Below are 21,511 nucleotides of genomic sequence, written 5' to 3'. Positions count from 1 at the left end.
GCCTACAGCCCGGAGTCGGCCGTACGCACCAGGATGCGTCGGCAGTTCTCGCAGCGTACGACCGTGTCGGGCGCCGAGGAACGGATCTCGCTCAGCTCGGTGATGGCCAGCTCCTGGCGGCACCCCTGGCAGCTGCGCTGGTACAGCTTGGCCGCGCCGACGCCGCCCTGCTGCTCGCGCAGCTTGTCGTAGAGCTTCAGCAGGTCGTCCGGGACGGAGCCCGCGATGACCTCGCGCTCCTTGGTCACCGAGGCCGCCTCCCCGTCCAGCTCCTCGACGGCCGCGTCCCGGCGCGCGGTGGCGTCGTCGATCTTGCCCTGGACCGCGCCGACCCGCTCGGTCAGCTCGGCGACCCGCTCCTGCGCGGACTCGCGGCGCTCCATCACCTCCAGGACGACGTCCTCGAGGTCGCCCTGGCGCTTGGCGAGGGAGGCGATCTCGCGCTGGAGGTTCTCCAGGTCCTTCGGGGAGGTGACGGCGCCGGAGTCCAGGCGCTGCTGGTCGCGGCCGGCGCGCTGGCGCACCTGGTCCACGTCCTGCTCGGCCTTGGTCTGCTCGCGGGCGCAGTCGCTCTCCTCGGTCTGCGCGGCCACGAGCAGGTCGCGCAGCTGGGTGTGGTCCTTGGTCAGCGACTCGATCTCGGCGTGCTCGGGCAGGGACCGGCGCTTGTGCGCGAGCTGCTGGAGCCGCGTGTCGAGGCCCTGGACGTCGAGGAGTCGGATCTGGTCGGCGGGCGCGGCTTTCAGTTGGGGGCTCCCATTGCGCTAGAGGTCGGGGCGGACGCCACGTGGGCGGTCCAGGGGTCGGTGACCGTCTTCGAGACGTGGACCCTGAGGTCCCAGCCGTTGCGGTCGGAGATCTCGTCGAGCTGGGCGGCACCCAGCTCGCACCAGGGCCACTCGGTGGCCCAGTGCGCCGCGTCGAGCAGCGCGAGGGGACGACGGGCCGCGCGGTCCGCGGAGAACTCGGAAGCGGGGTGGTGGCGCAGGTCCGCGGTGAGGAAGGCGTCGACACCGGCCGCCCGCACGTGGTCGAAGAGGCTGTCGCCGGAGCCGCCGCTGACGGCAACGGTGCGCACGGTCGCCTCCGGGTCGCCGGCGACCCGGATGCCCTGCGCCGTGGCGGGCAGCCGCTCGGCGGCGCGGGCGGCCAGCTCGCGGACCGTCAGGGGATGCGTCAGCTCGCACACCCTGCCCAGGCCCCGGCGCCCCTCGGGGTCGCTCGGGTCCGGCACCAGGGGCCGTACGACGTTCAGGTCGAGGGCGCCGGCCAGCGCGTCGGAGACGCCCGGATCGGCGGTGTCGGCGTTGGTGTGGGCGACGTGCAGGGCGATGTCGTTCTTGATGAGCGTGTGCACCACGCGGCCCTTGAAGGTGGACGCCGCGACCGTGGTCGTCCCGCGCAGGTACAGCGGGTGGTGGGTGACGAGCAGGTCGGCGCCGAGCTTCACCGCCTCGTCGACGGTCTCCTGGACGGGGTCCACCGCGAACAGGACCCGGGACACCTCCTGGTCGGGCTCGCCCACGACGGTGCCGACCGCGTCCCAGGACTCGGCCCGCTCGGCGGGCCACAGGTTGTCCAGCGCGGCGATGACTTCTGACAGACGGGGCACGCCTGCAAGGCTACCTGGAGGTCCTGCGCCGTTGTACCCGCGGACGCACTACCCGCCCGCCCCCGCGACCGGCCGGTCCGGCGCAGCACACACCGTGCCCTTCCCTCAGGCGAATCGTTCCTGTGACACACGTATGTGTGATGGGGGCCGCTCCGGTCCCCCGCCCGTGCGTACGAAAACTAGCTTCGTCGCCGGAGGTGACCGAACGATGACGGCCTGTGCGATCGAGCCCTCGGCGGACCCTGGGAACAGCGGTGCCCCGCGGGCGGGCTGCAGCATCACCGCGGCGGGTGCCTACGCCGCGCGTCTCGCCCGGAGCGGGCAGGACGGCGACTCCTGGTACCCGGAGCGCTGGACCCTGGACGGCCCCGAGCCGTACGCGGTGCCGCTGCCGGGCAACCAGCCCGAGGAGGCGGGCACCGAGGTGCAGCCGATGGGCGACGGGCGGGTCCTGGTGCACCGCGTCGCCGCCGGACGGCACGTCTTCGCGCTGCTGTACCCGACCGGGCCCGGCACCGGCGAGCTGCCGCTCGGCGCGGTCGAGTGCCCGGCGGACACCACCGGACTGCGGTTGCTGCCGCCGGCCCCGGGCGGCGAGCGGGCGTACGCCCTCGCGGCCGGTCCGCGGGCGACGGTGCTGTGGCAGGTCGCGGGCGGCGCCTTCGGACCGGAGCGGGTGGCCGAGATCCCCGGCCGCTGCTCGGGCGGGGTGTGGCTGGACCGCACGGGCCGGATGCTGGCGGTGGACCGGGAGACCGGCGGGCGCACCAAGGCGGTCGTGGTGGACCTGGAACGGGGCGGCGAGGTCTCGCCGCTGCTGCAGATCGCCGCGGACAGCGACGACCGGCTCCTGCTGGCCGACCCCGACAGCGGGCTGGTGCTGATCGGCTCGGACGCCGCCTCGCCTGGGCGCGAGCGGCTCGGCTGGGGCGTGCTCGGCAGCACGCTGCCGGTGCGCTTCCCGGAGTGCCTGCGCATGCCGGACTGCGTCGTGACGCCGTTCGCGATCCAGCCGGGGCAGGTGCTCACCCCGGAACGCTGTGCGGTGGCGCTGCGGGTGGACGGCGCGTTCGGCAGCTGGGTCGGAGTGTGGCGGCCCGCCGAACGGCAGGTACGGCATCTGCCCGCCCCCGAGGGCTGGTTGACGGGGGCCGGACTGTGGACCCCGGACGGGGAGCTGCGGCTGCCCTGCTCCACACCGCAGTCGCCGTGCGGCGTGGCCCGGCTGGCCGCACCCGACGCGGGCGGCGGACGGACCGAGGAGGCGAACGACGCGGGAGATGCGGGAGCCCCGGGGGACCTGGGAGACCCGCGGGACTCTGGGGATGTGACGGCTTCGGAGGATGCGGAGGATGCGGAGGAATCGGGTCCGGACGAGTCCGGGGACCCCGGTGCGGCGGACCCGTCGACGCGCGCCTCCACACCCGAGCGACCCAGCCCCGTACCGCTGCAACAGGCCCCGTTGGCACGGCTTGTAACGAAGTAGTGCCGGTTGGCGTGGCCGCCTGGATTCGACCCGAGGTGTGCCGGTTAGACTCGCCCGGCTGTAGGAAAGATCATGTTGACGGGGTGAATTCCTTCCGATGAACGACGCCAGCACGACCCAGCCGATGCAGGCCGCCGGTGCCGACGTTCCCGAGACCGACACCGGCCACGGCAAGCACCGCGGACCGGTCTCCAGCCAGGAGGGCGTGGTGACCCCCAAGGGCCGCCACCGCAAGCCGGGTGAGGAGTCCGAAACGGCCGCCTGACGGCCCGCGCAAGGACAAGCACGGGCACAGCCCAGGCACAGGCGCACACGAAAGCAAGCGGCTCCGGCCCCGTTCGTCGCATCCGGCGGACGGGGCCGTCGTCGTCTTCAGGTTGCCGTCTTCAGGTTGCCGTCTCCCAGTTGTGGCCTTCCGGTTGTCGTCACCCGTACCGGACGACCGTGTCGGCGAGGACGGGCGCGTCGTCGCGCTCCACGGCGCTCACCGCCACCCGCGCCTCCCCCGTCCCGGCGGTCCGCCACATCCGCACCCGCAGCGTCTCCCCCGGGTACACCACCCCGGCGAACCGCGTGCGGTAGTCGCGCACCCGGGTCACGTCGCCGTCCAGCAGCGTGTCGACGACCGCCTTGAGTGTGGCGCCGTAGGTGCACAGGCCGTGCAGCACGGGCCGTTCGAAGCCGGCCCGGGCCGCGAACTCCGGGTCGGCGTGCAGGGGGTTCCAGTCGCCGGAGAGCCGGTAGAGCAGCGCCTGGTCCTCCCGTACGGCCCGTTCCACGACCTGGTCCGGCGGGTCGGCGGGCGGTGGCGAGGGGCGCCCGGACGGGCCCCGGTCACCGCCCCAGCCGCCTTCCCCGCGTACGAAGACCTCGGCCTCGTCGGTCCACAGCGGCCCGTCCGCGTCGGTGACCTCGGTGCGCAGTACGAGGACGGCCGCGGTGCCCTTGTCGTGCACGGCGACGACGCGCGAGGCCGCGCTCGCCCGGCCCCGCACCGGGACGGGCCGGTGCAGGCGCAGCCGCTGCCCGCCGTGCAGGACGCGGGCGAGGTCGACGTCGACGCCGGGTGCGGACAGGGTGCCGATCACCCCCGGGGCGCCGCCGCCGGCCACCGTCGCGAAGCTCGGCAGGACGTGCAGCCGGGACTCCAGGGTGTAGCGCAGCTCGCGCGGGTCGGTGGCGGGCCGTCCGGCGCCGATGCCGAGGTGGTAGAGCTGGACGTCCTTGTGGTCCCAGGCGATCTCACGGACCCGGGGTGCGGCGGCGAGCGCCCCGGCTGCGTCGATGGGCATGGTGTCCCTCCTGCTCCTCCCGGGCACGACGAACCGGACACAACGCCCCGGGCACGACGACCCGGACACACCACCCCGGGCACGACGACGATCACGGACAGCCCCGACCGTACGGGACGCCGGCCGCCCATGACATTTGTCATCGCCGACTCCGGACAACCGCATCTGCCGCCCGTCCGGGCCGACTCCGTAGCGTCACCGGTATGAGACCGACAGAGGGCACCACCCCCGCCGTAGCCTTCACGGGAGCGGCCAAGGCCTACGGCGACGTCCGCGCCGTCGACGGCGTGGACCTGCGCATCGGGTGCGGCGAGACGGTCGCGCTGCTCGGCCGCAACGGCGCGGGCAAGTCGACGACGATCGCGCTGCTGCTCGGGCTGTGCCCGCCCGACGCGGGCACCGTGGAGCTGTTCGGCGGATCTCCGGAGCGTGCCGTGCGAGCCGGCCGGGTGGGCGCGATGCTCCAGGAGGCGCGGGCGGTGCCCAGGGTCACGGTGGGCGAGCTGGTGGCCTTCGTGGCCGGCCGCTATCCGGCGCCGATGCCGGTCGGGCAGGCCCTGGAGCTGGCCGGGATCGAGCGGTTGGCCGGGCGGCGCGTGGACCGGCTGTCCGGCGGGCAGACCCAGCGGGTGCGGTTCGCGCTCGCCCTGGCCGGCCGCCCCGACCTGCTGGTCCTGGACGAACCGACGGCGGCCCTGGACGTGGAGGCCCGGCACGCCTTCTGGCAGTCGATGCGGGCGTACGCCCGGCGCGGCAGCACGGTCCTGTTCTCCACCCACTACCTGGAGGAGGCCGAGGCGCACGCCGACCGGATCCTGGTCGTCGACCGGGGACGGATCGTCGCCGACGGCACCGGTGACGAGCTGCGCCGGGCGGCGGGCGGCAGCCGCGTCTCCTTCGACCTGGCCGGGCGGGCCACCGAGGACCTGACGCTGCTGCCCGGGGTCCGCTCGATGGAGGTGCGCGGGGACCGCGCGCTGCTGCGCACCGAGGACTCCGACGCGACCGTGATCGCCCTCGCGCGGCTCGGCGCGATACGCGGCCTGGAGGTCGCCCCCGCGTCCCTGGACGACGCGTTCCTGGCCCTGACGACCGCGGCACCGGTGCCGGAGAAGGAGAGCGTGCGATGAGGGACTACCTGATCCTTGAGACGCGCCGCACCCTGCGCGACCCCGGCTTCGTCGTCGGCGGGATCGCCATGCCGGTGCTGATGTACCTGCTGTTCACCAACCTCGGGGGCGACGCGGGCGAGTGGAAGACCGGCGCGATGGTCGGCATGGCCGCGTACGGCGCGGTCGGCTCCGCCCTCAACACCGGCGGCGGGGTCGCCGAGGACCGGGCCATCGGCTGGCTGCGGCAGTTGCGGGTGACTCCGATGCGCCCGCACCAGGTGGTCGTGGGCCGTGCCCTGACCGCATCGGTCACCGTGCTGCCCGCGATCACCGCCGTGCTCGCCGCGGGCGGCCTGCTCAACGGCGTACGGCTGCACGCCTGGCAGTGGGCGGCGCTGGCGCTGCTGCTGTGGCTCGGGTCGGTGCCGTTCACGCTGCTGGGGCTGGGCAACGGCTACCGGCTGACCGGGCAGACCACGGGCGTGGCGAACATGGTGGCCAATCTGGGTCTCGCGGTGCTCGGCGGGCTGTGGTTCCCGCTGGTGCTGTTCCCGGAGTGGCTGCGCACGGTGTCGGCGTACACCCCGACCAACCGCTTCGCGCAGCTGGGCACCTCGGTCGCCACGGGGCACGCGCCTCCCGCGGGTGCCATTCTCGTCCTGACGGGGTGGCTGCTGGCCTTCGGCGCGTACGCCGTCCTGTCCTACCGCCGCGGCGCGGCGAACGACTGAGCGCCGCGGGCGCCGAAGTGGAAGGGAGCCGACACCGATGACCGGGACCCGAGGGCGGCTGCGCAGGATGTCGTGCCGCCTGGACGCGTGGCAGCTGGCACGGCAGTCGGATCCGGCAGACCCTGCCGGAGCGGGCGCTGCGGCCGGGGCGGGCGGGCGGATGGGGCCGCCGCCCACCGGTTTCACGCTGCTGCCGTGGCTGCTGATGGGCCTGGGCAGCCTGGCGAACATCTTCCAGGGGAACAGCGCCAACCCCTGGATCGGCGGCCTCGGACTGTTCGTCTTCAACTCGCTCTACATCTACGTCGCCTTCCGCTCCTTCGACAAGGAGTTGCGCGAGTCACCGTCCACGCGGCTGGCGTTGGCCGCCATGGCGCTGGTGACCTGTGGTCTGGCTCTGGCCTACGGGGGCAGTTGGCTGCTCTTCTTCCCGCTGCTCGGCCTGGCCGCGGGGGCGGCGCTGCGCGGCCGGTGGCTGGGCCGGTGGGGCTGGTCGCTCGCGGTGGTGGCCGGTGCGGTGGCGGGCGTCAAGGACGGCTGGACGGGCCTGAACATCGCCTACGGGACCTTCCTGTCGACGATGGTGACGGCCGCGATCCTGAGCCTGTCCGACGCCGTACGGCAGTTGCGGGCCGCCCGGGAGGAACTGGCCACGCGGGCGGTGGCGGAGGAGCGGCTGCGGTTCTCGCGGGACCTGCACGACCTGCTGGGGCACACGCTGTCGGTGATCGTGGTCAAGTCGGAGGCCGCCCGCCGGCTGGCGCCCCGCGACCTGGACGCGGCGCTGACCCAGATCACGGACATCGAGTCGGTCGGCCGTCAGGCGCTGACCGAGGTCCGCGAGGCGGTCACCGGCTACCGGGAGGGCAGCCTCGGCACCGAGCTGGACCGGGCGCGCTCCGCGCTGAGCGCGGCCGACGTGGACCCGGTGGTGCGCCGCTCCGGCCCGCCGCTGCCGCCGCAGGCGGAGGCGCTGCTGGGGTGGGTGGTGCGGGAGGCGGTCACCAACGTCGTACGGCACAGCGGGGCGAGCCGGTGCGAGATCGCGGTCGCGGGCAGCGCGGACCGGGTCCGGCTGACGGTCACGGACAACGGCACGGGCGCCGCCCTCTCCACCCAGGGGCCGGGCACCGGTCTGACCGGGCTCAGGGAACGCCTCGCCACGGCGGGCGGGTCGCTGACGGCGGGGGTGGAACCGCGGGGCGGGTTCTCGGTGACGGCGGAGCTGCCGGTTCTGGCGGAGGGGAAACCGGTGGGCGCACCGGCGTAGCACCCGTGCCGTGCGAGGCCCCGGGTCTCCGGTGCGCCTGTCCTCCGGCGCTTACCGGTCGGCGCCTGCCCTCCGGCGGCTGTCCTCCAGCGCATACCGTCGGCGCCTGCCCTCCGGCGGCTGCCCTCTACCCTTTCCCCGTGACCGACGAGACGCCCCGCGCCCACCCCGTTCGCGTCCTCCTCGCCGAGGACCAGGGCATGATGCGGGGCGCGCTCGCGCTGCTGCTCGGCATGGAGGACGACATCGAGGTGGTCGCGCAGGTGGCGGCCGGGGACGAGATCGTCGCCGCCGCGCTCGCGCACCGCCCCGACATCGCCCTCCTCGACATCGAACTGCCGGGCCTGAGCGGCCTGGACGCCGCCGCCGAGCTGCGGGAACGGGCGCCGGGCTGCCGGGTGCTGATCCTGACCACGTTCGGCCGCCCCGGGTATCTCCGGCGGGCCATGGAGGCGGGCGCCGCCGGTTTCCTGGTCAAGGACGGCCCGGTGGAGGAGCTGGCCGGGGCGATCCGCCGGGTGCTGGGCGGCGAGACGGTCGTCGACCCGGCGCTCGCCGCCGCCGCGCTCAGCGCGGGTCCCAGCCCGCTCACCGCGCGGGAGTGCGACGTCCTGCGGGCGTCGGCGGACGGCGCGACGGTGGCCGACATCGCCGGCGCGCTGCACCTGTCCGAGTCCACGGTCCGCAACTACCTCTCCGCGGCGATCGGCAAGACCGGCACCCGCAACCGCACGGAGGCGCTCCGCGCGGCGCGGGGGCAGGGGTGGCTGTAGACCGGCCCCGGGCCGAGGGGTCCGCCGGACACGGCCGGGGCGGTTCGTCGGCCGCGGGCCGGTGGGGGCTGGTCGCGCCCCGCGGCGGAGCCGCACATGGATACCGCCCCGCGCCCCTTTGGGGCGCTCCAGGAACCCGGCGACAGAAGGTGCCCCCTTGGGGCGATCAGTCTGTGCTGTGGGCCTTCAGCTCGGGCTTCGGGCGGCCTGCCGGGAGCCAGAGCCACATCAGCAGGGCCGCTGCGACCAGGACCACCGCCGCCGTGCGGAAGACCAGCGCGTAGCCGTCCGTCAGGGCCACCGGCCCCGCGTCCTCGCCCCCGGCCCGGGTCGCCGCGATCGTCGACATCACCGCGAGCCCCAGCGAACCGCCCATCGTCCGTGAGGTGTTGATCAGCCCGGAGACCAGCCCGGCGTCCCCGGGGGCCGCGCCGGAGATGGCCAGCGAGGCGAGCGGGGTCGCCGCGATGCCCGCGCCCAGCATCATCAGTACGCCGGGGATCATGATCGCGGTCAGATAGCCGCCGTCGGCGGTCATCGTGGACTGCCAGCCGAAGCCGACCGCCGCGACGAGCGTGCCGAGCACGGCCACGTTCCGGGCCCCGAGCACCGGCAGGAACCGCGGGGCGGCCTTCGAGCCGATGATCACCGCCAGGGAGCTGGGCACCAGGGCCACTCCGGCCTCCAGCGGCGAGTAGCCCAGCACGTTCTGGGCGTACAGGGTCATGAAGAACCACATCGAGAACATCGACGAGCCGGACACCAGCATCGCCACGTTCGCCGACGCCACCGACCGCAGCCGCAGCAGCCCGAGCGGCATCAGCGGCGCCGCCGTCCGCGCCTCGACGAGGAGGAAGAGCCCGAGCAGCGCGAGTCCGGCCAGCAGCGGCAGCAGAGCCGCCGGCGCCGCCCACCCCTCGGACTCGGTCTGCGAGATGCCGTAGGCCAGCGTGGCGAGACCGGCGGTCACCAGCAGCGCGCCGGGCAGGTCGAGTCGGCGCCGCGGACCGCCCCTGCTCTCGGCCAGCCACAGCGCGGCACCGGCCAGTACGATCGCGCCCACCGGCACGTTGATCAGCAGCACCCAGCGCCAGGACAGCCCGTCCACCAGGGCGCCGCCCACCAGGCCGCCCGCGGCGCCGCCACCCGCGCCCACGGCGGTCCAGGTCGCGATCGCGCGGGCCCGCGCCGCGCCCTCCGGCACCGCGGCGGTCAGGATCGTCAGCGTCGAGGGGGCGAGTACGGCCGCGCCGAGCCCTTGCAGGGCGCGGGCGACCAGCAGCTGCCAGCCCTCCTGGGCGAGGCCGCCGCCCAGCGAGGCCAGCGTGAAGAGCCCGAGCCCGACCAGGAACATCCGCTTGCGCCCGTAGAGGTCGCCGGCCCGGCCGCCGAGCAGCATGAACCCGGCGAAGGCGATGGCGTAGGCGTTGACCACCCACTGGAGCCCCTGGGCGCTCAGGCCGAGGTCGGCCCGCATCGAGGGCAGGGCGACGTTGACGACGGACACGTCGAGCACGACCAGGAACTGTCCGGCGCAGGCGAGCGCCACGACCAGCCAGGTGGGCGGAGTACGGCGCGGGGATATCCGCGCGGTGGCGGAGGCGGGAGAACCGGTGGCTTCGAGCATGGGTGTCATGGTCTCAACCCGGAGCTGCCCCTTGCATCGGTATTTCGGCCCCGGACCGGCCTAGGTCTCGCGACCTAGCTTCTCTCCCCCTCTCTGTCCCCCTCCCGGGAACGCCAAGAGAAGGTCAAGAATTAGTTAGGGACTCGAAGCAACGGAATAGTTGCCCCGGCGCACGAGGTTCAGTCTGCACGTATCACGATCACGCACCGCACCCGCCATCTCCGGCCTGGAGGCCCCACCCCATGTCCCACACGACGACCGACGAGCCCGCGCGGCGAGCGAGCGGGGCCACCGTCCCGGTGCTCGCGTTCGCGGGCATCGTCGTCGCGGTGATGCAGACCCTGCTGGTCCCGGTCATCAAGGACCTGCCCCGACTTCTGGACACCTCACCCAGCAACGCCAGCTGGGTCCTGACCTCCACGCTCCTGTCCGGAGCCGTGGCCACGCCGATCATGGGCCGGCTCGGCGACCTGTTCGGCAAGCGCCGCATGCTGATCGCCAGCCTGTCGGTGATGGTCGTCGGCGCGCTGCTCAGCGCGCTCACCGACGCCCTGGTCCCGATGATCGTCGGCCGTACGCTCCAGGGCGTCGCGATGGGCGCGATACCCCTCGGCATCGGCCTGATGCGCGACATGCTGCCCCGCGAGCGGCTCGGCTCGGCGATGGCCCTGATGAGTTCCTCGATCGGCGTCGGCGGCGGCCTGGCGCTGCCCGCCGCGGCCCTGGTCGCACAGAACACCGACTGGCACGCCCTGTACTTCGGCGCCGCGGGCCTCGGTGTCGTCTCCATCGCCCTGACCCTGCTGGTCGTACCCGAGTCCCCCCTGCGCGCGAAGGGCTCGTTCGACCTGCCGGGCGCGATCGGTCTGACCGCCGGTCTGATCCTCTTCCTGCTGCCGATCAGCAAGGGCAGCGACTGGGGCTGGTCCTCGCCCACCACGCTCGGACTGTTCGGCGCCGCCGTCGTGGTGCTGCTCCTGTGGGGCCTGATGGAGCTGCGCGTCGCGGCCCCGCTGGTCGACCTGCGCACCACGGCCCGCCGCGAGGTGCTGCTCACCAACCTCGCCTCGATCATGGTCGGCGTCTCCTTCTTCGTCATCTCCCTCGTCCTGCCGCAGCTGCTCCAGCTGCCCTCGGAGACCGGCTACGGCCTCGGCCAGTCGATGGTGGTCGCGGGTCTGTGCGTGGCGCCGCTGGGCCTGACGATGATGTTCACCGCGCCGGTGTACGCCCGCCTGTCCGCCCGCTACGGCCCCCGCACCACTCTCATCATGGGTCTGGTGATCATCGGGATCGGTTACGCCGGCGGTCTCGGCCTGATGAGCGCCGCCTGGCAGACCGTCGTCACCTCGGTGCTGATCGGCGCGGGCATCGGCCTCGCCTACTCCTCCCTGCCCGCCCTGATCATCGGCGCCGTCCCGGCCTCCGAGACGGGCGCCGCCAACGGCCTCAACACGCTGATGCGGTCCATCGGTACGTCGGTGTCGAGCGCGGTCATCGGCATGGTGCTCGCCAACACGGCGAACGACGTGGGCGGCACCGCCGTCCCCACCCTGCACGGCTTCCGCGTCTCCTTCATGATCGCGGCGGGCGCGGTCGCCGTCGGCCTGGTCCTGGCCTTCTTCCTCCCCCGCCGCACCACGGCGGCGGTGTCCCAGCTGCGCGCGAGCAGCGAGGAGGACGCGAACCTGGCCCGCGCCGAGCAGGCGCTCGCCGGGGCCGGGCAGCCGCCGCACGGCTTCCGCGGCCGGGTGCTGACCGCCGACGGCACCCCCGTCGCCCGCGCCAAGGTCACCCTGATCGACCGGCACGGACGGCAGGCGGGCGCGACCCTCTCCGCGGGCGACGGCAGCTACGCCCTCGCCGTGCCCGCCCAGGGCCCGTACGTCCTGGCCGCCCGCGCCGCGGGCCACGCCCCGCTCGCCCACGCCGCCACCCACGGCGGTGACCGCCCGGTCGACCTGGACCTGTCCCTGCCGGGCGAGACGGTCCCCGCCTGACCCTCGCCCTTCCCAACCCCCTGTCGCGGAACGCGACAGGGGGTTGGGAACTGCTGGCCGTTGACTGCGTACGAATGTGCTCTGGCGCGAAGGGGTGAGCACGGTGGTGGGGCGGGAAGGCTCCACCTCCGAGCAGGAACGAGAGTTCGCCTGCCGAATACGTGACCTTTGGCGAGGGCGTTCGTTGAGGGTGGTGTGCAAGGTCGCCGCGGCTGATCGGGGGTGCGGGATGGGTAGTCTGCGAGGGCTTGCGACGCCGTTCGTCGCGCTGGGCCCGTCGGGAGTGGCGGTACGTACCCGGCTGGGTCAGCTCACCACCACCGACGTGGAGGTACTGCGGCAGGTCGGCGCACATCTGGGCAAGTTGGCGTCCCGTGACCTGAGGGCGCGTTGTCGTGACGGGCTGGACCATGATGCCGGTGCGTGGGCGGTGCGCAAGCGGGAGCTGACGCCCGAATCGTCAGCCCGGTGGGCGGGTGCGATCACCAAAGCCACACACGATCAGTGGGCGCTGGCCCGCCGTGGCGCCCACGCGCACGTCCAGTCCCTGGAGACGGGAGTGCGGACGCTGGAGCACCGGCTGTCGCTGCCCCTCGGCCAGAAGGGGACGAAGCACGCGCCGGGTGGGTACAGGAGTCGGCGGGAGTGGCATGTCAAGGCCCGGCGCCTGCACGTCCTGGAGGACCGGCTCGCGCGTGCCCGCGCGGACTGGGAGGCCGGGCGGGTGCACGTGGCCCGGGGCGGCAAGCGCCTCGCCCGCGCGCGGCACCACCTGACCGATGCCGGACTCACCGAGGCCGAGTGGCGTGAGCGGTGGGAAGCCGAGCGGTGGTTTGTGCAGGCGGACGGGGAGTCCGGGAAACGCTTCGGGAACGAGACGATCCGCGTCACCCCGGACGGCGAGGTGTCCCTCCGGCTCCCGGCTCCGCTCGCTCATCTGGCCAACGCGGCGCACGGCCGGTACGTCCTGACCGGCCGGGTGGTATTTGCGCACCGGGGGCAGGAGTGGGCCGACCGCGTCGCCGCGCACCGGGCCGTCGCCTACCGCATCCACCACGACACGATGCGTGCCCGCTGGTACGTGACCGCGTCCTGGCAGAAACCAGTCACCCGCACCGTCCCCCTGGCGACAGCACTGGCCGAGGGTGTGATCGGAGTCGACATGAACGCCGACCACCTCGCCGCCTGGCACCTCGACCTCCACGGCAACCCCGTCGGCAATCCGCGCCGCTTCTCCTACGACCTCACCGGCCCCGCCACCCACCGCGACGCCCAGGTCCGCCACGCCCTCACCCGGCTCCTGCACTGGGCCGCCACCTCCGGGGTGAAGGCCATCGCCGTCGAGGACCTGGACTTCACCGCCGAGAAGACCCGCGAGAAGCACGGCCGCCGGAAACGCTTCAGGCAGCTGATCTCCAGCATGCCCACCGCACGTCTCCGCGCCCGCTTGACCTCCATGGCCGATGCCACCGGCATCACGATCATCGCCGTCGACCCCGCCTACACCTCCCACTGGGGTGCCCAGCACTGGCAGAAACCACTCACCACCCCCACCCGCAGGACGACCCGGCACGATGCGGCGAGCATCGCGATCGGGCGACGCGCCCAGGGCTATCCCATCCGGCGTCGGACGGCACCGCCCCGCACCCACCAGAGCGATGGATGCGGGCATCGGACCATCCAGGCCGGACCGGAGACTCCTGGGCGTGAGGGACCCCGCCCCCGTATCCCCGGACCACGGACACGATCCGTGCCACCGGACACGGCACGAACGCGGGCAACCAGGACACCCAACACCGTTCGGGATGTCCGCAGTGAGCAGGAGTGGGTCCAAGACCCACTCCTGCTCACTGAATAGGAACGGTACGGCAGCATGGGGCACACCCGATACGACCACCGAAAGGCCCTCATGACTGCGGCCCCAGCCTCTGCCCCTGCCCCCTCCCAGGAAGTCCTGGCCGCCTTCGAGGCCGCGAAGGGGTTCATGCCCGCGCACGAGGGCCGCGCGCTGTACGCCGCCGCCGTGGAGGCGGGCGGGCTCGGGCTGCCGCTGCTGGAGGTCGGCACGTACTGCGGGCGTTCCACCGTGCTGCTCGCCGACGCGGCCCGCCGGGCCGGGGTCACCGCGCTCACCGTCGACCACCACCGGGGCAGCGAGGAGCAGCAGCCGGGCTGGGACTACCACGACCCCGCGACGGTCGACCCGGAGCTGGGCGTGATGGACACGCTGCCCACCTTCCGCCGCACCCTGCACCGGGCCGGCCTGGAGGAGCACGTGATCGCACTCGTCGGCCGCTCCCCCCAGGTCGCGGCGGTCTGGAACGCCCCCCTCGGCCTCGTCTTCGTCGACGGCGGCCACACCGACGAGCACGCGAACGCCGACTACGAGGGCTGGGCCCCGCACGTGGCCGACGGCGGTCTGCTGGCCATCCACGACGTCTTCCCGGACCCGGCCGACGAGTTCACCGGCCAGGCCCCGTACCGCGTCCACCTCAGGGCGCTGGCGTCCGGCGCGTTCACCGAGGTCTCCGCGACCGACTCGCTGCGCGTCCTGCGGCGAACCGGCGCGGGGATCTGAGGCCGCGGTTAGAGTCGCTGACGTGTCGTACACAGGCCCGGACTTCGAACCTCCCCAGCGCCGCCGCTCCCCGCTGCGCCGCCCCCTGACCGTGGCGGTCGCCGCGCTGGTGCCCGGGGCGCTGCTCGGGTGGGGGGTGTACGCGGCGGTGGGCGGCCCCGACGACGGGGACGGGGGCGGCGCCGACCGCGCGGGCGCCGTACGCACGTCAAAGGCGCCGTCCTCCGGTGGTCCCGCGTCCGAGGGCGGCGACGCCAAGAAGCCCGCGGGCTCCGCACCCGCCCCCACGTCGAAGGCGCCGTCCGCGTCCGCCTCCGGACTCCCCGCCTCCGGGCCTCTTGAGGGCAAGGTCGTCGTCATCGACCCCGGCCACAACCCCGCCAACTTCCAGCACGCGTCCGAGATCAATCGCAAGGTGAACGTCGGCACGCACTGGAAGGAGTGCGACACGACGGGTACGGCCACCAACGCGGGCTGGCCCGAGGCGAAGTTCACCCTCGACGTGGCCCACCGGCTGCGCACCCTGCTTCAGGAGCAGGGCGCGACGGTGAAGCTGACGCAGGACGGCGACCGTTCGTTCGGTCCCTGCGTGGACGAGCGGGCCCGGATCGGCAACGAGGCGAAGGCCGACGCCGCGATCTCGATTCACGCCGACGGGTCGGGGGCGGGCAACCGGGGCTTCCACGTGATCATGCCCGGCTCGGTGCACGACGGGGCCGCCGACACCCGCGCGATCGTGGCGCCCTCCGCCGAACTGGGCGAGCGGGTCGCGGGGAGCTTCGTGCGGGTCACGGGCAGCGCGCCCTCGAACTACCTCGGCGACGGCACCGGTCTGGTCACGCGCACGGACCTGGGCGGTCTCAATCTGTCAACGGTTCCCAAGGTATTCATCGAGTGCGGCAACATGCGTGACAGCAAGGACGCGGCCCTGCTGACCAGCGGCAGTTGGCGGCAGAAGGCGGCGGAGGGGATGTCTGAGGGGATTGTGAGTTTCCTGCGCGGGTAACGCCCGGCGTCCCGATCCCTGCGGACAGCCCCGAGGTCCGGACGATAGTGTCGTCCGTACGATGAGGGGCCACCCCCGCGCTTCACACCGGAACCTTTCGGCGCCGTCGTGACAGCGACGCCTCTACCGACGACGAGACGACCTACGAAGGACCTGAAGTGAATATCCGCTCGCTCACTCGAGGCGACGGCGTGGTGATCGGAGCAGCGGTGTTGCTGTTGATCGCGTCGTTCCTCGACATCTACTCGATCGACGGCGCGCCGGACAGCGCCGACATCCCCAGCCTGTGGGGCAGTGGCTCGGTCGTACTCGGTGTCGTCCTGGCGGGCGTCATCGGCGCCGCGCTCGTCGTCGTGAACCGCGCCATGCCGCAGCCCAAGAAGGTGGCGGGTCTCGACCTCGGCCAGTTCGGCATCGCGTTCACGGTCTTCGCCGCGTGGTGCGCGCTCGGCAACATCTTCGACCCGGCGGGCGCCTTCGACAACGACGGGGGTGCGAGCGGCATCGGTGCCGGGATGGGCCTGATCCTCGCTCTCATCGCCACGCTGGTCATGGCCGCCGCGGCCGTGGCCACGCCGCTGCTCCCGGCCCTCAAGGGCACCCTGATCCCGGCCGCCCGTCCGGCCGCGCCGCAGCCCTACGGCGGTCAGCCCCAGGGTGGTTACGGCTACCCGGGCGCCCAGCAGCAGCCGTACGGCGGCCAGCCGGGTCAGCCCGGACAGCCGGGACAGCCGGGTCAGCCCGGTCCGTCCTTCGGCGGCCAGCCGCAGCCGGGGCAGCCGCAGCCCGGTCAGCCCCAGCCCGGCCAGCCGCAGGCCCCGCAGCAGGCACAGGCGCAGGCACAGCCGGCCGGGGACTTCTCCCCGTTCTGGTTCGCCGTGCCGGTGCCGCGTCCGCTGTTCGCGGAGGACGGCTCGCCGACGCCGATCGCCGAGCTGGCGCCGGGTACCTGGTACCTGGCCGTCGAGCAGCGCGGCGCCAACCTGGTCGCGCAGACCCAGGACGGCCGCCGCGGCGTCCTCCAGGACACCTCGGGCATCCAGCGCGGCTGACCCCGCGCACCCGCTCGTTCGTTCACGTCAACGGCCCCTCGCCCACCGGTACTTCCGGGCGAGGGGCCGTTGACGTACACGTACACGTACGTGTGTGGCGCCGTCACGTACGTGTGTGCCGCCGTCAGACGCAGCAGTCCGGATCCAGTCCCCTGGGCAGCCGGTCGCCCGCGAAGACCTGGCAGGTGGCCTCGTGGCCGCCGAGCGCGGCGACGGCGAGCAGCAGCGACCCGGCCGTCCAGGTGGTCAGTTCGCGGGGCCAGATCGCCTCGTCCTCGAAGACGTAGCCCGTCCAGTACAGGCCGCTGTCCTGATCCCGCAGGTGCTGGATGGACTGGAGGATCTCCAGGGCGTGGTCGGACTCGCCCACCGCCCACAGGGCGAGCGCGAGTTCGGCCGATTCGCCGCCGGTCACCCACGGGTTGGGGACGACGCAGCGCACGCCGACGCCCGGGACCACGAAGCGGTCCCAGCTCTCCTTGATGCGGGACCTGGCCTCCGTGCCGGTCAGCGCGCCGCCGAGGACCGGGTAGTACCAGTCCATCGAGTAGCGGCCCTTGTCCAGGAACCGCTCCGGGTGGCGGCGGATGGCGTGCCGCAGCGCGCCCGCCGCCAACTCCCAGTCGGGCTGCGGCTCTTCGCGCTGCTCGGCGATGGCGAGCGCGCAGCGCAGGGCGTGGTGGACGGAGGAACTGCCGGTCAGCAGCGCGTCCGTGGTGCCGGTGCCGTCGTCGTCCTGGCGCCAGCCGATCTGCCCACCGGGCTGCTGGAGGCGCAGCACGAACTCGACGGCCGCGTGGACGACGGGCCACATCCGGTCCAGGAAGGTGTCGTCGCCGGTGGCGAGGTAGTGGTGCCAGACGCCGACCGCGACGTAGGCGACGAAGTTGGTCTCCCGGCCGCGGTCGGTGACGTCGGCGAAGTCCCCGTCGGCGTAGGCGGCGTACCAGGAGCCGTCCTGGTTCTGGTGCCGGGCCAGCCACGCGTAGGCGCGCTCGGCGGCCTCGTGCTCGTCGGCCGTGTCCAGGGCCATGGCCGCCTCGACGTGGTCCCACGGGTCGAGGTGGTGCCCGCGGAACCACGGGATCGCGCCGTCCTCGCGCTGGACGGCGAGGATGCCGCGGACGGTCGCGGCGGCCTCGGCGGCGGTGAGGACGCCGGGCAGGACGAGGTGTTCGGTGCGCGGCGTGCGGGGTGTGCCGGGGGTGCGGGGCGCGGTCACGCGGCGTCCACCGTCGGCAGGTGCGGCTTGGTCGCGTAGGCGACGAAGCTCTTGCCGATCAGCGGGTTCAGCGCCTGCTCGGCGACCCGCGTCGCCAGCGGCTTCTTCATGATGTCCCACACCAGGAGTTTGTGGTACGCGCGCACCGGCAGCGCCTTGTCGTTGTCGACGCCGAACGCGCACTTCAGCCACCAGTACGGCGAGTGCAGCGCGTGCGCGTGGTGGCTGCCGTACGGCTTGAGTCCGGCCTCGCGGATGCGGGCGAGGAGCTGGTCGGCCCGGTAGATGCGGATGTGGCCGCCCTCGACCTCGTGGTAGGCGTCGGAGAGGGTCCAGCAGACCTTCTCGGGGCCGTAGCGCGGCACGGTGATCGCGATCCGGCCGCCGGGCTTGAGGACGCGGACCATCTCGGCGAGGACGCCCTTGTCGTCGGGGATGTGCTCCATCACCTCGGAGATGATGACGACGTCGAAGGACTCGTCGGGGAAGGGCAGCGCGAGCGCGTCGCCCTCCATGGCGGTGGCGGTGGCGCCGGCCGGGGCCTCACCGGCCTCCTCCATCGCCGCGAACCACTTGGCGACCTCGCGGATCTCCTCCGCGTTCCGGTCCAGCGCGACGACCCGGGCCCCGCGCCGGTAGCACTCGAAAGCGTGCCGGCCGGCGCCGCAGCCGAGGTCCAGGACGCGGTCGCCGGGGGCGAGCGGGAACCGGGAGAAGTCGACGGTCAGCACGTGGCCCTGCTTTCGGGGTAGACGCCGGTGTCACTGGTGTTCGAGGTCGCGGGCACGGTCCTCGGGGAGGCCGTGGGGGTGGCACCGATGGCCTCGCGGTAGCGGGCGACGGTGCCCTCGGCGGCGCGGGCCCAGGTGAAGTGGCGCAGCACGCGCTCGCGTCCGGCGGCGCCGAGCCGGGCCCGCAGTTCGCGGTCGCCGAGCAGCCGGTTCAGCCCGGCGGCCAGCGCGTCCGCGTCGCCCGGCGGCACCGCGAGGCAGGTCTCCCCGTCGGGTCCGGCGACCTCGGGGACGGCCCCGCCGGTGGTGGCGAGCAGCGCCGTGCCGGTCGCCATGGCCTCGGCGGCGGGCAGCGAGAACCCCTCGTACAGCGACGGCACGCACGCGACCTCGGCGGACCGCACCAGGTCGACCAGCTCGGCGTCCGAGATGCCCTTGACGAACTCGACGGCGTCTTCGAGGCCGTACCGCTCGATCGCCTGGGCGACGGGACCCTCGGCCGGCCGCTTGCCGACGACGACGAGGTGGGCCCGCGGATGCTCCGTGCGTGCCTTGGCCAGCGCCTCGACGAGGAAGACGAGGCCCTTGAGCGGTACGTCCGCGCTGGACGTCGTCACGATCCGGCCCGGCACCCGCGGCACCGACGGGTCGGGCGAGAACAGGTCGGTGTCGGCGCCGATGTGGACGACGTGGATGCGGTCGTCCCGTACGCCGAGGTGGTCGACGATCTCCTGGCGGGAGGTGCCGGAGACGGTGAGCACGGAGGGCAGGCGGCGCGCGACCCGCTTCTGCATCCGGGTGAAGGCGTACCAGCGGCGGACCGAGTACCGGCGCCCCCGGCTGTCGGCGGCGTCGAGTTCGAGCTGCCGGTCGACGGTGATGGGGTGGTGGATGGTGGTGACGAGGGGTGCGCCCACGTCGCCCAGCAGGCCGTAGCCGAGGGTCTGGTTGTCGTGGACGACGTCGAACTCGCCGCGCCGGGCCCGCAGATGGCGGCGGGCGCGCAGCGAGAAGGTCAGGGGCTCGGGGAAGCCGCCGGTCCACATCGTGCCGACCTCGAGCGCGTCGATCCAGTCCCGGTACTCGCCCCGCTTCGGGGTGCGGAAGGGGTCGGGCTGGCGGTAGAGGTCGAGGCTGGGCAGCTCGGTGAGCGAGAGCCGGTCGCCGACGAGGGGCCCGTCGTCGAGGACGGGATAGGGCTGGGCGCCGATGACCTCGACGCGGTGGCCGAGGCGGGCCAGTTCGCGGGAGAGGTGGCGGACGTAGACGCCCTGGCCGCCGCAGAACGGGTTCCCCTTGTAGGTGAGGAGGGCGATGCGCAGCGGTGGCAAGCCGTCGGCGGCTGGCTCCGGACGGGGACCCGTCTGACTGGCCTCGGCGGTCACTCTGGGCCCCCTCCTCACTGCGCTGTCCCGCGACACTACGTCGGGAGGTTAATCTAGAACAAGTTTCAGACTTGATCGTCAGAGGCTCCGAATCTACCGGCAGGTAGCCGGGCTGTGACGAGTGGATCAGGTGATTCGCGCCACGGGGGAAGAAGGTGACCGAGGTGGACCACCCAGCGGCGGAGGCATCCGGTCCGGCGGCCCGTTCCCCCGCACCGCCCCTCACCGAGCGCCAGCGGGAGCGCCGCCGGCGCATCCTGCACGCGACCGCCCGGCTGGCCTGCCGGGGCGGCTTCGAGGCGGTGCAGATGCGGGAGGTCGCGGAGTCGTCGCAGGTGGCCCTCGGCACGCTCTACCGGTACTTCCCGTCCAAGGTGCATCTGCTGGTCGCGACCATGCACGACCAGCTGGAGCGGCTGCACGGCACGCTGCGCAAGAGCCCGCCCGCCGGCGAGACGGCCGGGGACCGGGTGGCGCAGACCCTGATGCGGGCCTTCGGCGCATTGCAGCGCGAGCCCCGGCTGGCCGAGGCGATGGCCCGTGCCCTGACCTTCGCCGACCGCAGCGTCTCCCCGGAGGTCGACCAGGTCTCCCGGCAGACCACGGCGATCGTCCTGGACGCGATGGGCGGCCTGGAGAACCCGACGCCCGAGCAGCTGTCGGCGGTCCGGGTCGTCGAGCACACCTGGCTCTCGACCCTGATCACCTGGCTGGCCGGCCGCACCTCCCTCGCCCAGGTGCGGGTGGACATCGAGACGGTGTGCCGGCTGATCGACCTGACGGAGGCCGGGACGGGAACGGAGGCCGCGACGGGAGCGGCCGCGGAGCGCCCCTGAGGGTCCCGCCGTTCGGTCCGGTCCCGGCGTTCAGTCCAGGCGGGAGCGGATCAGCGCCTCCGCGGCGGGCAGCAGGTCCACCTCGTCCCGGCTCATCGTCGGGTTGGCCGCCCGGCGCCGCAGCGCCTCGGCGAGACCGTCCGGCGTGAGGGCAAAGGGGTCGGCGAGCAGCGCGGCCAGCGCGCCCTCGACGGGCCCGGACACCGGTCCGCCGGCGGCCGCCACCTGGGCGAGGATCACCGCGGTCATGCCCCAGTCAAGCCCGGGATCACCCTCCTCGGTGTTGGACCAGTCGATCACCCGGGGCCCGTCCGCCGTGAGGATCACGTTGTCCGGGTGCAGGTCCAGGTGGAGGACGCGGGCGCCCGGGTCGGCGCCGCGGTACGCGGGCACCCGGTGCAGCCGTCGCAGCAGCCCGGCGAGCATGCCGCCCGCCTCCTGGGGCGTCAGCGCCCCGTCCTGCCACGCCCGCAGCATCGTCGGCCCGGTCAGCCGCTCCATGACCAGGTCCGTACGCGGTGATTCCGTCGTCCCGGGCCACACCCGCGGCACGGGGTAGCCGTGCTTCCGCACATGCTCCATCACCGCACCCTCGGCCGCCGCGTCCCCGACTCCCTCCCGGTCGCGCCGGAGCACCCATCCCGCGTCCGCCTCGTACACGTCGGCCGAACGCCCCGCCCCGATCAGTCTCCCCGTCCGCATGCCCGGGAACGTATACCCCGGCCGCCGCCCGCCGTCCGGCCGCCCCCGTCCGGCCGCCCCTCGGCCCGGACCCCGGCGACGGGTAAAGTGGCGGCG

20 protein-coding genes are annotated in these 21,511 nt (G+C 73.6%); 12 read left to right on the top strand and 8 right to left on the bottom strand.

The features are described 5' to 3' along the window. Positions 1–2: 2 nt before the first annotated feature. Positions 3–746, bottom strand: a complete 744-nt coding sequence (locus ACH4D3_RS09375) for a zinc ribbon domain-containing protein (protein ID WP_398318950.1) — start codon at positions 744–746, stop codon at positions 3–5. Beyond that, positions 743–1,612: a Nif3-like dinuclear metal center hexameric protein gene (locus ACH4D3_RS09370; RefSeq protein WP_398318522.1), complete on the bottom strand. Its 870-nt coding sequence runs from the start codon at positions 1,610–1,612 to the stop codon at positions 743–745. The genes ACH4D3_RS09375 and ACH4D3_RS09370 overlap by 4 nt, the downstream gene beginning before the upstream one ends. A 208-nt stretch (positions 1,613–1,820) precedes the next feature. On the opposite strand from ACH4D3_RS09370, the gene ACH4D3_RS09365 reads away from it, so the two are divergent. After that, positions 1,821–3,098 (top strand): hypothetical protein, encoded by a 1,278-nt coding sequence (locus ACH4D3_RS09365; RefSeq protein WP_398318519.1) that lies wholly within the window; start codon positions 1,821–1,823, stop codon positions 3,096–3,098. 97 nt (positions 3,099–3,195) lie between these two features. Further along, positions 3,196–3,363: a hypothetical protein gene (locus ACH4D3_RS09360; RefSeq protein ID WP_398318516.1), complete on the top strand. Its 168-nt coding sequence runs from the start codon at positions 3,196–3,198 to the stop codon at positions 3,361–3,363. Between the two features lie 160 nt (positions 3,364–3,523). Here ACH4D3_RS09360 and ACH4D3_RS09355 read toward each other — a convergent pair whose 3' ends face one another. Beyond that, complete coding sequence (locus tag ACH4D3_RS09355; RefSeq protein ID WP_398318513.1) at positions 3,524–4,390, bottom strand: MaoC/PaaZ C-terminal domain-containing protein; 867 nt, start codon at positions 4,388–4,390, stop codon at positions 3,524–3,526. A gap of 203 nt (positions 4,391–4,593) precedes the next feature. On the opposite strand from ACH4D3_RS09355, the gene ACH4D3_RS09350 reads away from it, so the two are divergent. The 4 genes from ACH4D3_RS09350 to ACH4D3_RS09335 all read left to right on the top strand — a co-directional run bounded on the left by ACH4D3_RS09350 (position 4,594) and on the right by ACH4D3_RS09335 (position 8,276). After that, positions 4,594–5,520 carry an ABC transporter ATP-binding protein gene (locus tag ACH4D3_RS09350; protein ID WP_398318510.1) on the top strand — a complete coding sequence of 309 codons (927 nt, stop codon included), beginning with the start codon at positions 4,594–4,596 and terminating at the stop codon, positions 5,518–5,520. After that, complete coding sequence (locus ACH4D3_RS09345) at positions 5,517–6,233, top strand: ABC transporter permease (protein WP_398318507.1); 717 nt, start codon at positions 5,517–5,519, stop codon at positions 6,231–6,233. Before ACH4D3_RS09350 ends, ACH4D3_RS09345 begins: the two co-directional genes overlap by 4 nt. A gap of 37 nt (positions 6,234–6,270) precedes the next feature. Continuing rightward, the gene (locus ACH4D3_RS09340) at positions 6,271–7,503 is read left to right on the top strand and encodes a sensor histidine kinase (protein ID WP_398318504.1); all 1,233 of its coding nucleotides are present in this window, start codon (positions 6,271–6,273) and stop codon (positions 7,501–7,503) included. A 140-nt stretch (positions 7,504–7,643) separates the two neighbouring features. After that, positions 7,644–8,276, top strand: coding sequence for a response regulator (locus ACH4D3_RS09335; RefSeq protein WP_398318501.1), 633 nt, complete (start codon positions 7,644–7,646; stop codon positions 8,274–8,276). Between the two features lie 166 nt (positions 8,277–8,442). Here the strand turns inward: ACH4D3_RS09335 and ACH4D3_RS09330 are convergent, their stop codons facing one another. Then, the gene (locus ACH4D3_RS09330; RefSeq protein ID WP_398318498.1) at positions 8,443–9,903 is read right to left on the bottom strand and encodes an MFS transporter; all 1,461 of its coding nucleotides are present in this window, start codon (positions 9,901–9,903) and stop codon (positions 8,443–8,445) included. A gap of 242 nt (positions 9,904–10,145) precedes the next feature. On the opposite strand from ACH4D3_RS09330, the gene ACH4D3_RS09325 reads away from it, so the two are divergent. From ACH4D3_RS09325 to ACH4D3_RS09305, 5 genes are all read left to right on the top strand, one after another. After that, positions 10,146–11,903, top strand: a complete 1,758-nt coding sequence (locus tag ACH4D3_RS09325) for an MFS transporter (protein WP_398318495.1) — start codon at positions 10,146–10,148, stop codon at positions 11,901–11,903. 229 nt (positions 11,904–12,132) lie between these two features. Then, the gene (locus ACH4D3_RS09320; RefSeq protein ID WP_398318492.1) at positions 12,133–13,761 is read left to right on the top strand and encodes an IS200/IS605 family accessory protein TnpB-related protein; all 1,629 of its coding nucleotides are present in this window, start codon (positions 12,133–12,135) and stop codon (positions 13,759–13,761) included. A 51-nt stretch (positions 13,762–13,812) separates the two neighbouring features. After that, positions 13,813–14,481, top strand: coding sequence for a class I SAM-dependent methyltransferase (locus ACH4D3_RS09315; RefSeq protein WP_398318489.1), 669 nt, complete (start codon positions 13,813–13,815; stop codon positions 14,479–14,481). Between the two features lie 22 nt (positions 14,482–14,503). Next, positions 14,504–15,487, top strand: coding sequence for an N-acetylmuramoyl-L-alanine amidase (locus tag ACH4D3_RS09310; RefSeq protein ID WP_398318486.1), 984 nt, complete (start codon positions 14,504–14,506; stop codon positions 15,485–15,487). 158 nt (positions 15,488–15,645) lie between these two features. Then, on the top strand, positions 15,646–16,539 hold the full coding sequence (locus ACH4D3_RS09305; protein WP_398318483.1) for a hypothetical protein: 894 nt from the start codon (positions 15,646–15,648) through the stop codon (positions 16,537–16,539). Between the two features lie 124 nt (positions 16,540–16,663). Here the strand turns inward: ACH4D3_RS09305 and ACH4D3_RS09300 are convergent, their stop codons facing one another. The 3 genes from ACH4D3_RS09300 to ACH4D3_RS09290 are packed head-to-tail and all read right to left on the bottom strand — an operon-like array spanning position 16,664 to position 19,877. Beyond that, positions 16,664–17,761 carry a prenyltransferase gene (locus ACH4D3_RS09300; RefSeq protein ID WP_398318480.1) on the bottom strand — a complete coding sequence of 366 codons (1,098 nt, stop codon included), beginning with the start codon at positions 17,759–17,761 and terminating at the stop codon, positions 16,664–16,666. Next, a complete protein-coding gene (locus ACH4D3_RS09295; RefSeq protein ID WP_398318477.1) occupies positions 17,758–18,492 on the bottom strand; it encodes a methyltransferase domain-containing protein in 735 nt (244 codons plus the stop codon). Before ACH4D3_RS09295 ends, ACH4D3_RS09300 begins: the two co-directional genes overlap by 4 nt. Next, on the bottom strand, positions 18,486–19,877 hold the full coding sequence (locus ACH4D3_RS09290) for a glycosyltransferase family 4 protein (protein ID WP_398318474.1): 1,392 nt from the start codon (positions 19,875–19,877) through the stop codon (positions 18,486–18,488). Before ACH4D3_RS09290 ends, ACH4D3_RS09295 begins: the two co-directional genes overlap by 7 nt. Positions 19,878–20,041: 164 nt before the next feature. Between ACH4D3_RS09290 and ACH4D3_RS09285 the strand changes: the two genes are divergently transcribed. Beyond that, positions 20,042–20,713: a TetR family transcriptional regulator gene (locus ACH4D3_RS09285; protein WP_398318471.1), complete on the top strand. Its 672-nt coding sequence runs from the start codon at positions 20,042–20,044 to the stop codon at positions 20,711–20,713. 30 nt (positions 20,714–20,743) lie between these two features. Here ACH4D3_RS09285 and ACH4D3_RS09280 read toward each other — a convergent pair whose 3' ends face one another. Then, a complete protein-coding gene (locus ACH4D3_RS09280; RefSeq protein WP_398318468.1) occupies positions 20,744–21,415 on the bottom strand; it encodes a phosphotransferase in 672 nt (223 codons plus the stop codon). Positions 21,416–21,511: the final 96 nt, after the last annotated feature.

The sequence above is a fragment of the Streptomyces sp. NPDC018026 genome (assembly GCF_044327745.1).
GTDB classification, from domain to species: domain Bacteria; phylum Actinomycetota; class Actinomycetes; order Streptomycetales; family Streptomycetaceae; genus Streptomyces; species Streptomyces rubrogriseus.
This window is presented reverse-complemented; position numbering and strand designations above follow the sequence as displayed.

What these genes read in the sequence shown, in the direction of transcription:
- ACH4D3_RS09345 (WP_398318507.1), top strand. Translation starts at nt 5,517, where the DNA reads ATGAGGGACTACCTGATCCTTGAGACGCGCCGCACCCTGCGCGACCCC.
- ACH4D3_RS09355 (WP_398318513.1), bottom strand. Translation starts at nt 4,390, where the DNA reads ATGCCCATCGACGCAGCCGGGGCGCTCGCCGCCGCACCCCGGGTCCGT.
- ACH4D3_RS09280 (WP_398318468.1), bottom strand. Translation starts at nt 21,415, where the DNA reads ATGCGGACGGGGAGACTGATCGGGGCGGGGCGTTCGGCCGACGTGTAC.
- ACH4D3_RS09340 (WP_398318504.1), top strand. Translation starts at nt 6,271, where the DNA reads ATGACCGGGACCCGAGGGCGGCTGCGCAGGATGTCGTGCCGCCTGGAC.
- ACH4D3_RS09315 (WP_398318489.1), top strand. Translation starts at nt 13,813, where the DNA reads ATGACTGCGGCCCCAGCCTCTGCCCCTGCCCCCTCCCAGGAAGTCCTG.
- ACH4D3_RS09365 (WP_398318519.1), top strand. Translation starts at nt 1,821, where the DNA reads ATGACGGCCTGTGCGATCGAGCCCTCGGCGGACCCTGGGAACAGCGGT.
- ACH4D3_RS09330 (WP_398318498.1), bottom strand. Translation starts at nt 9,903, where the DNA reads ATGCTCGAAGCCACCGGTTCTCCCGCCTCCGCCACCGCGCGGATATCC.
- ACH4D3_RS09350 (WP_398318510.1), top strand. Translation starts at nt 4,594, where the DNA reads ATGAGACCGACAGAGGGCACCACCCCCGCCGTAGCCTTCACGGGAGCG.
- ACH4D3_RS09320 (WP_398318492.1), top strand. Translation starts at nt 12,133, where the DNA reads ATGGGTAGTCTGCGAGGGCTTGCGACGCCGTTCGTCGCGCTGGGCCCG.
- ACH4D3_RS09360 (WP_398318516.1), top strand. Translation starts at nt 3,196, where the DNA reads ATGAACGACGCCAGCACGACCCAGCCGATGCAGGCCGCCGGTGCCGAC.
- ACH4D3_RS09325 (WP_398318495.1), top strand. Translation starts at nt 10,146, where the DNA reads ATGTCCCACACGACGACCGACGAGCCCGCGCGGCGAGCGAGCGGGGCC.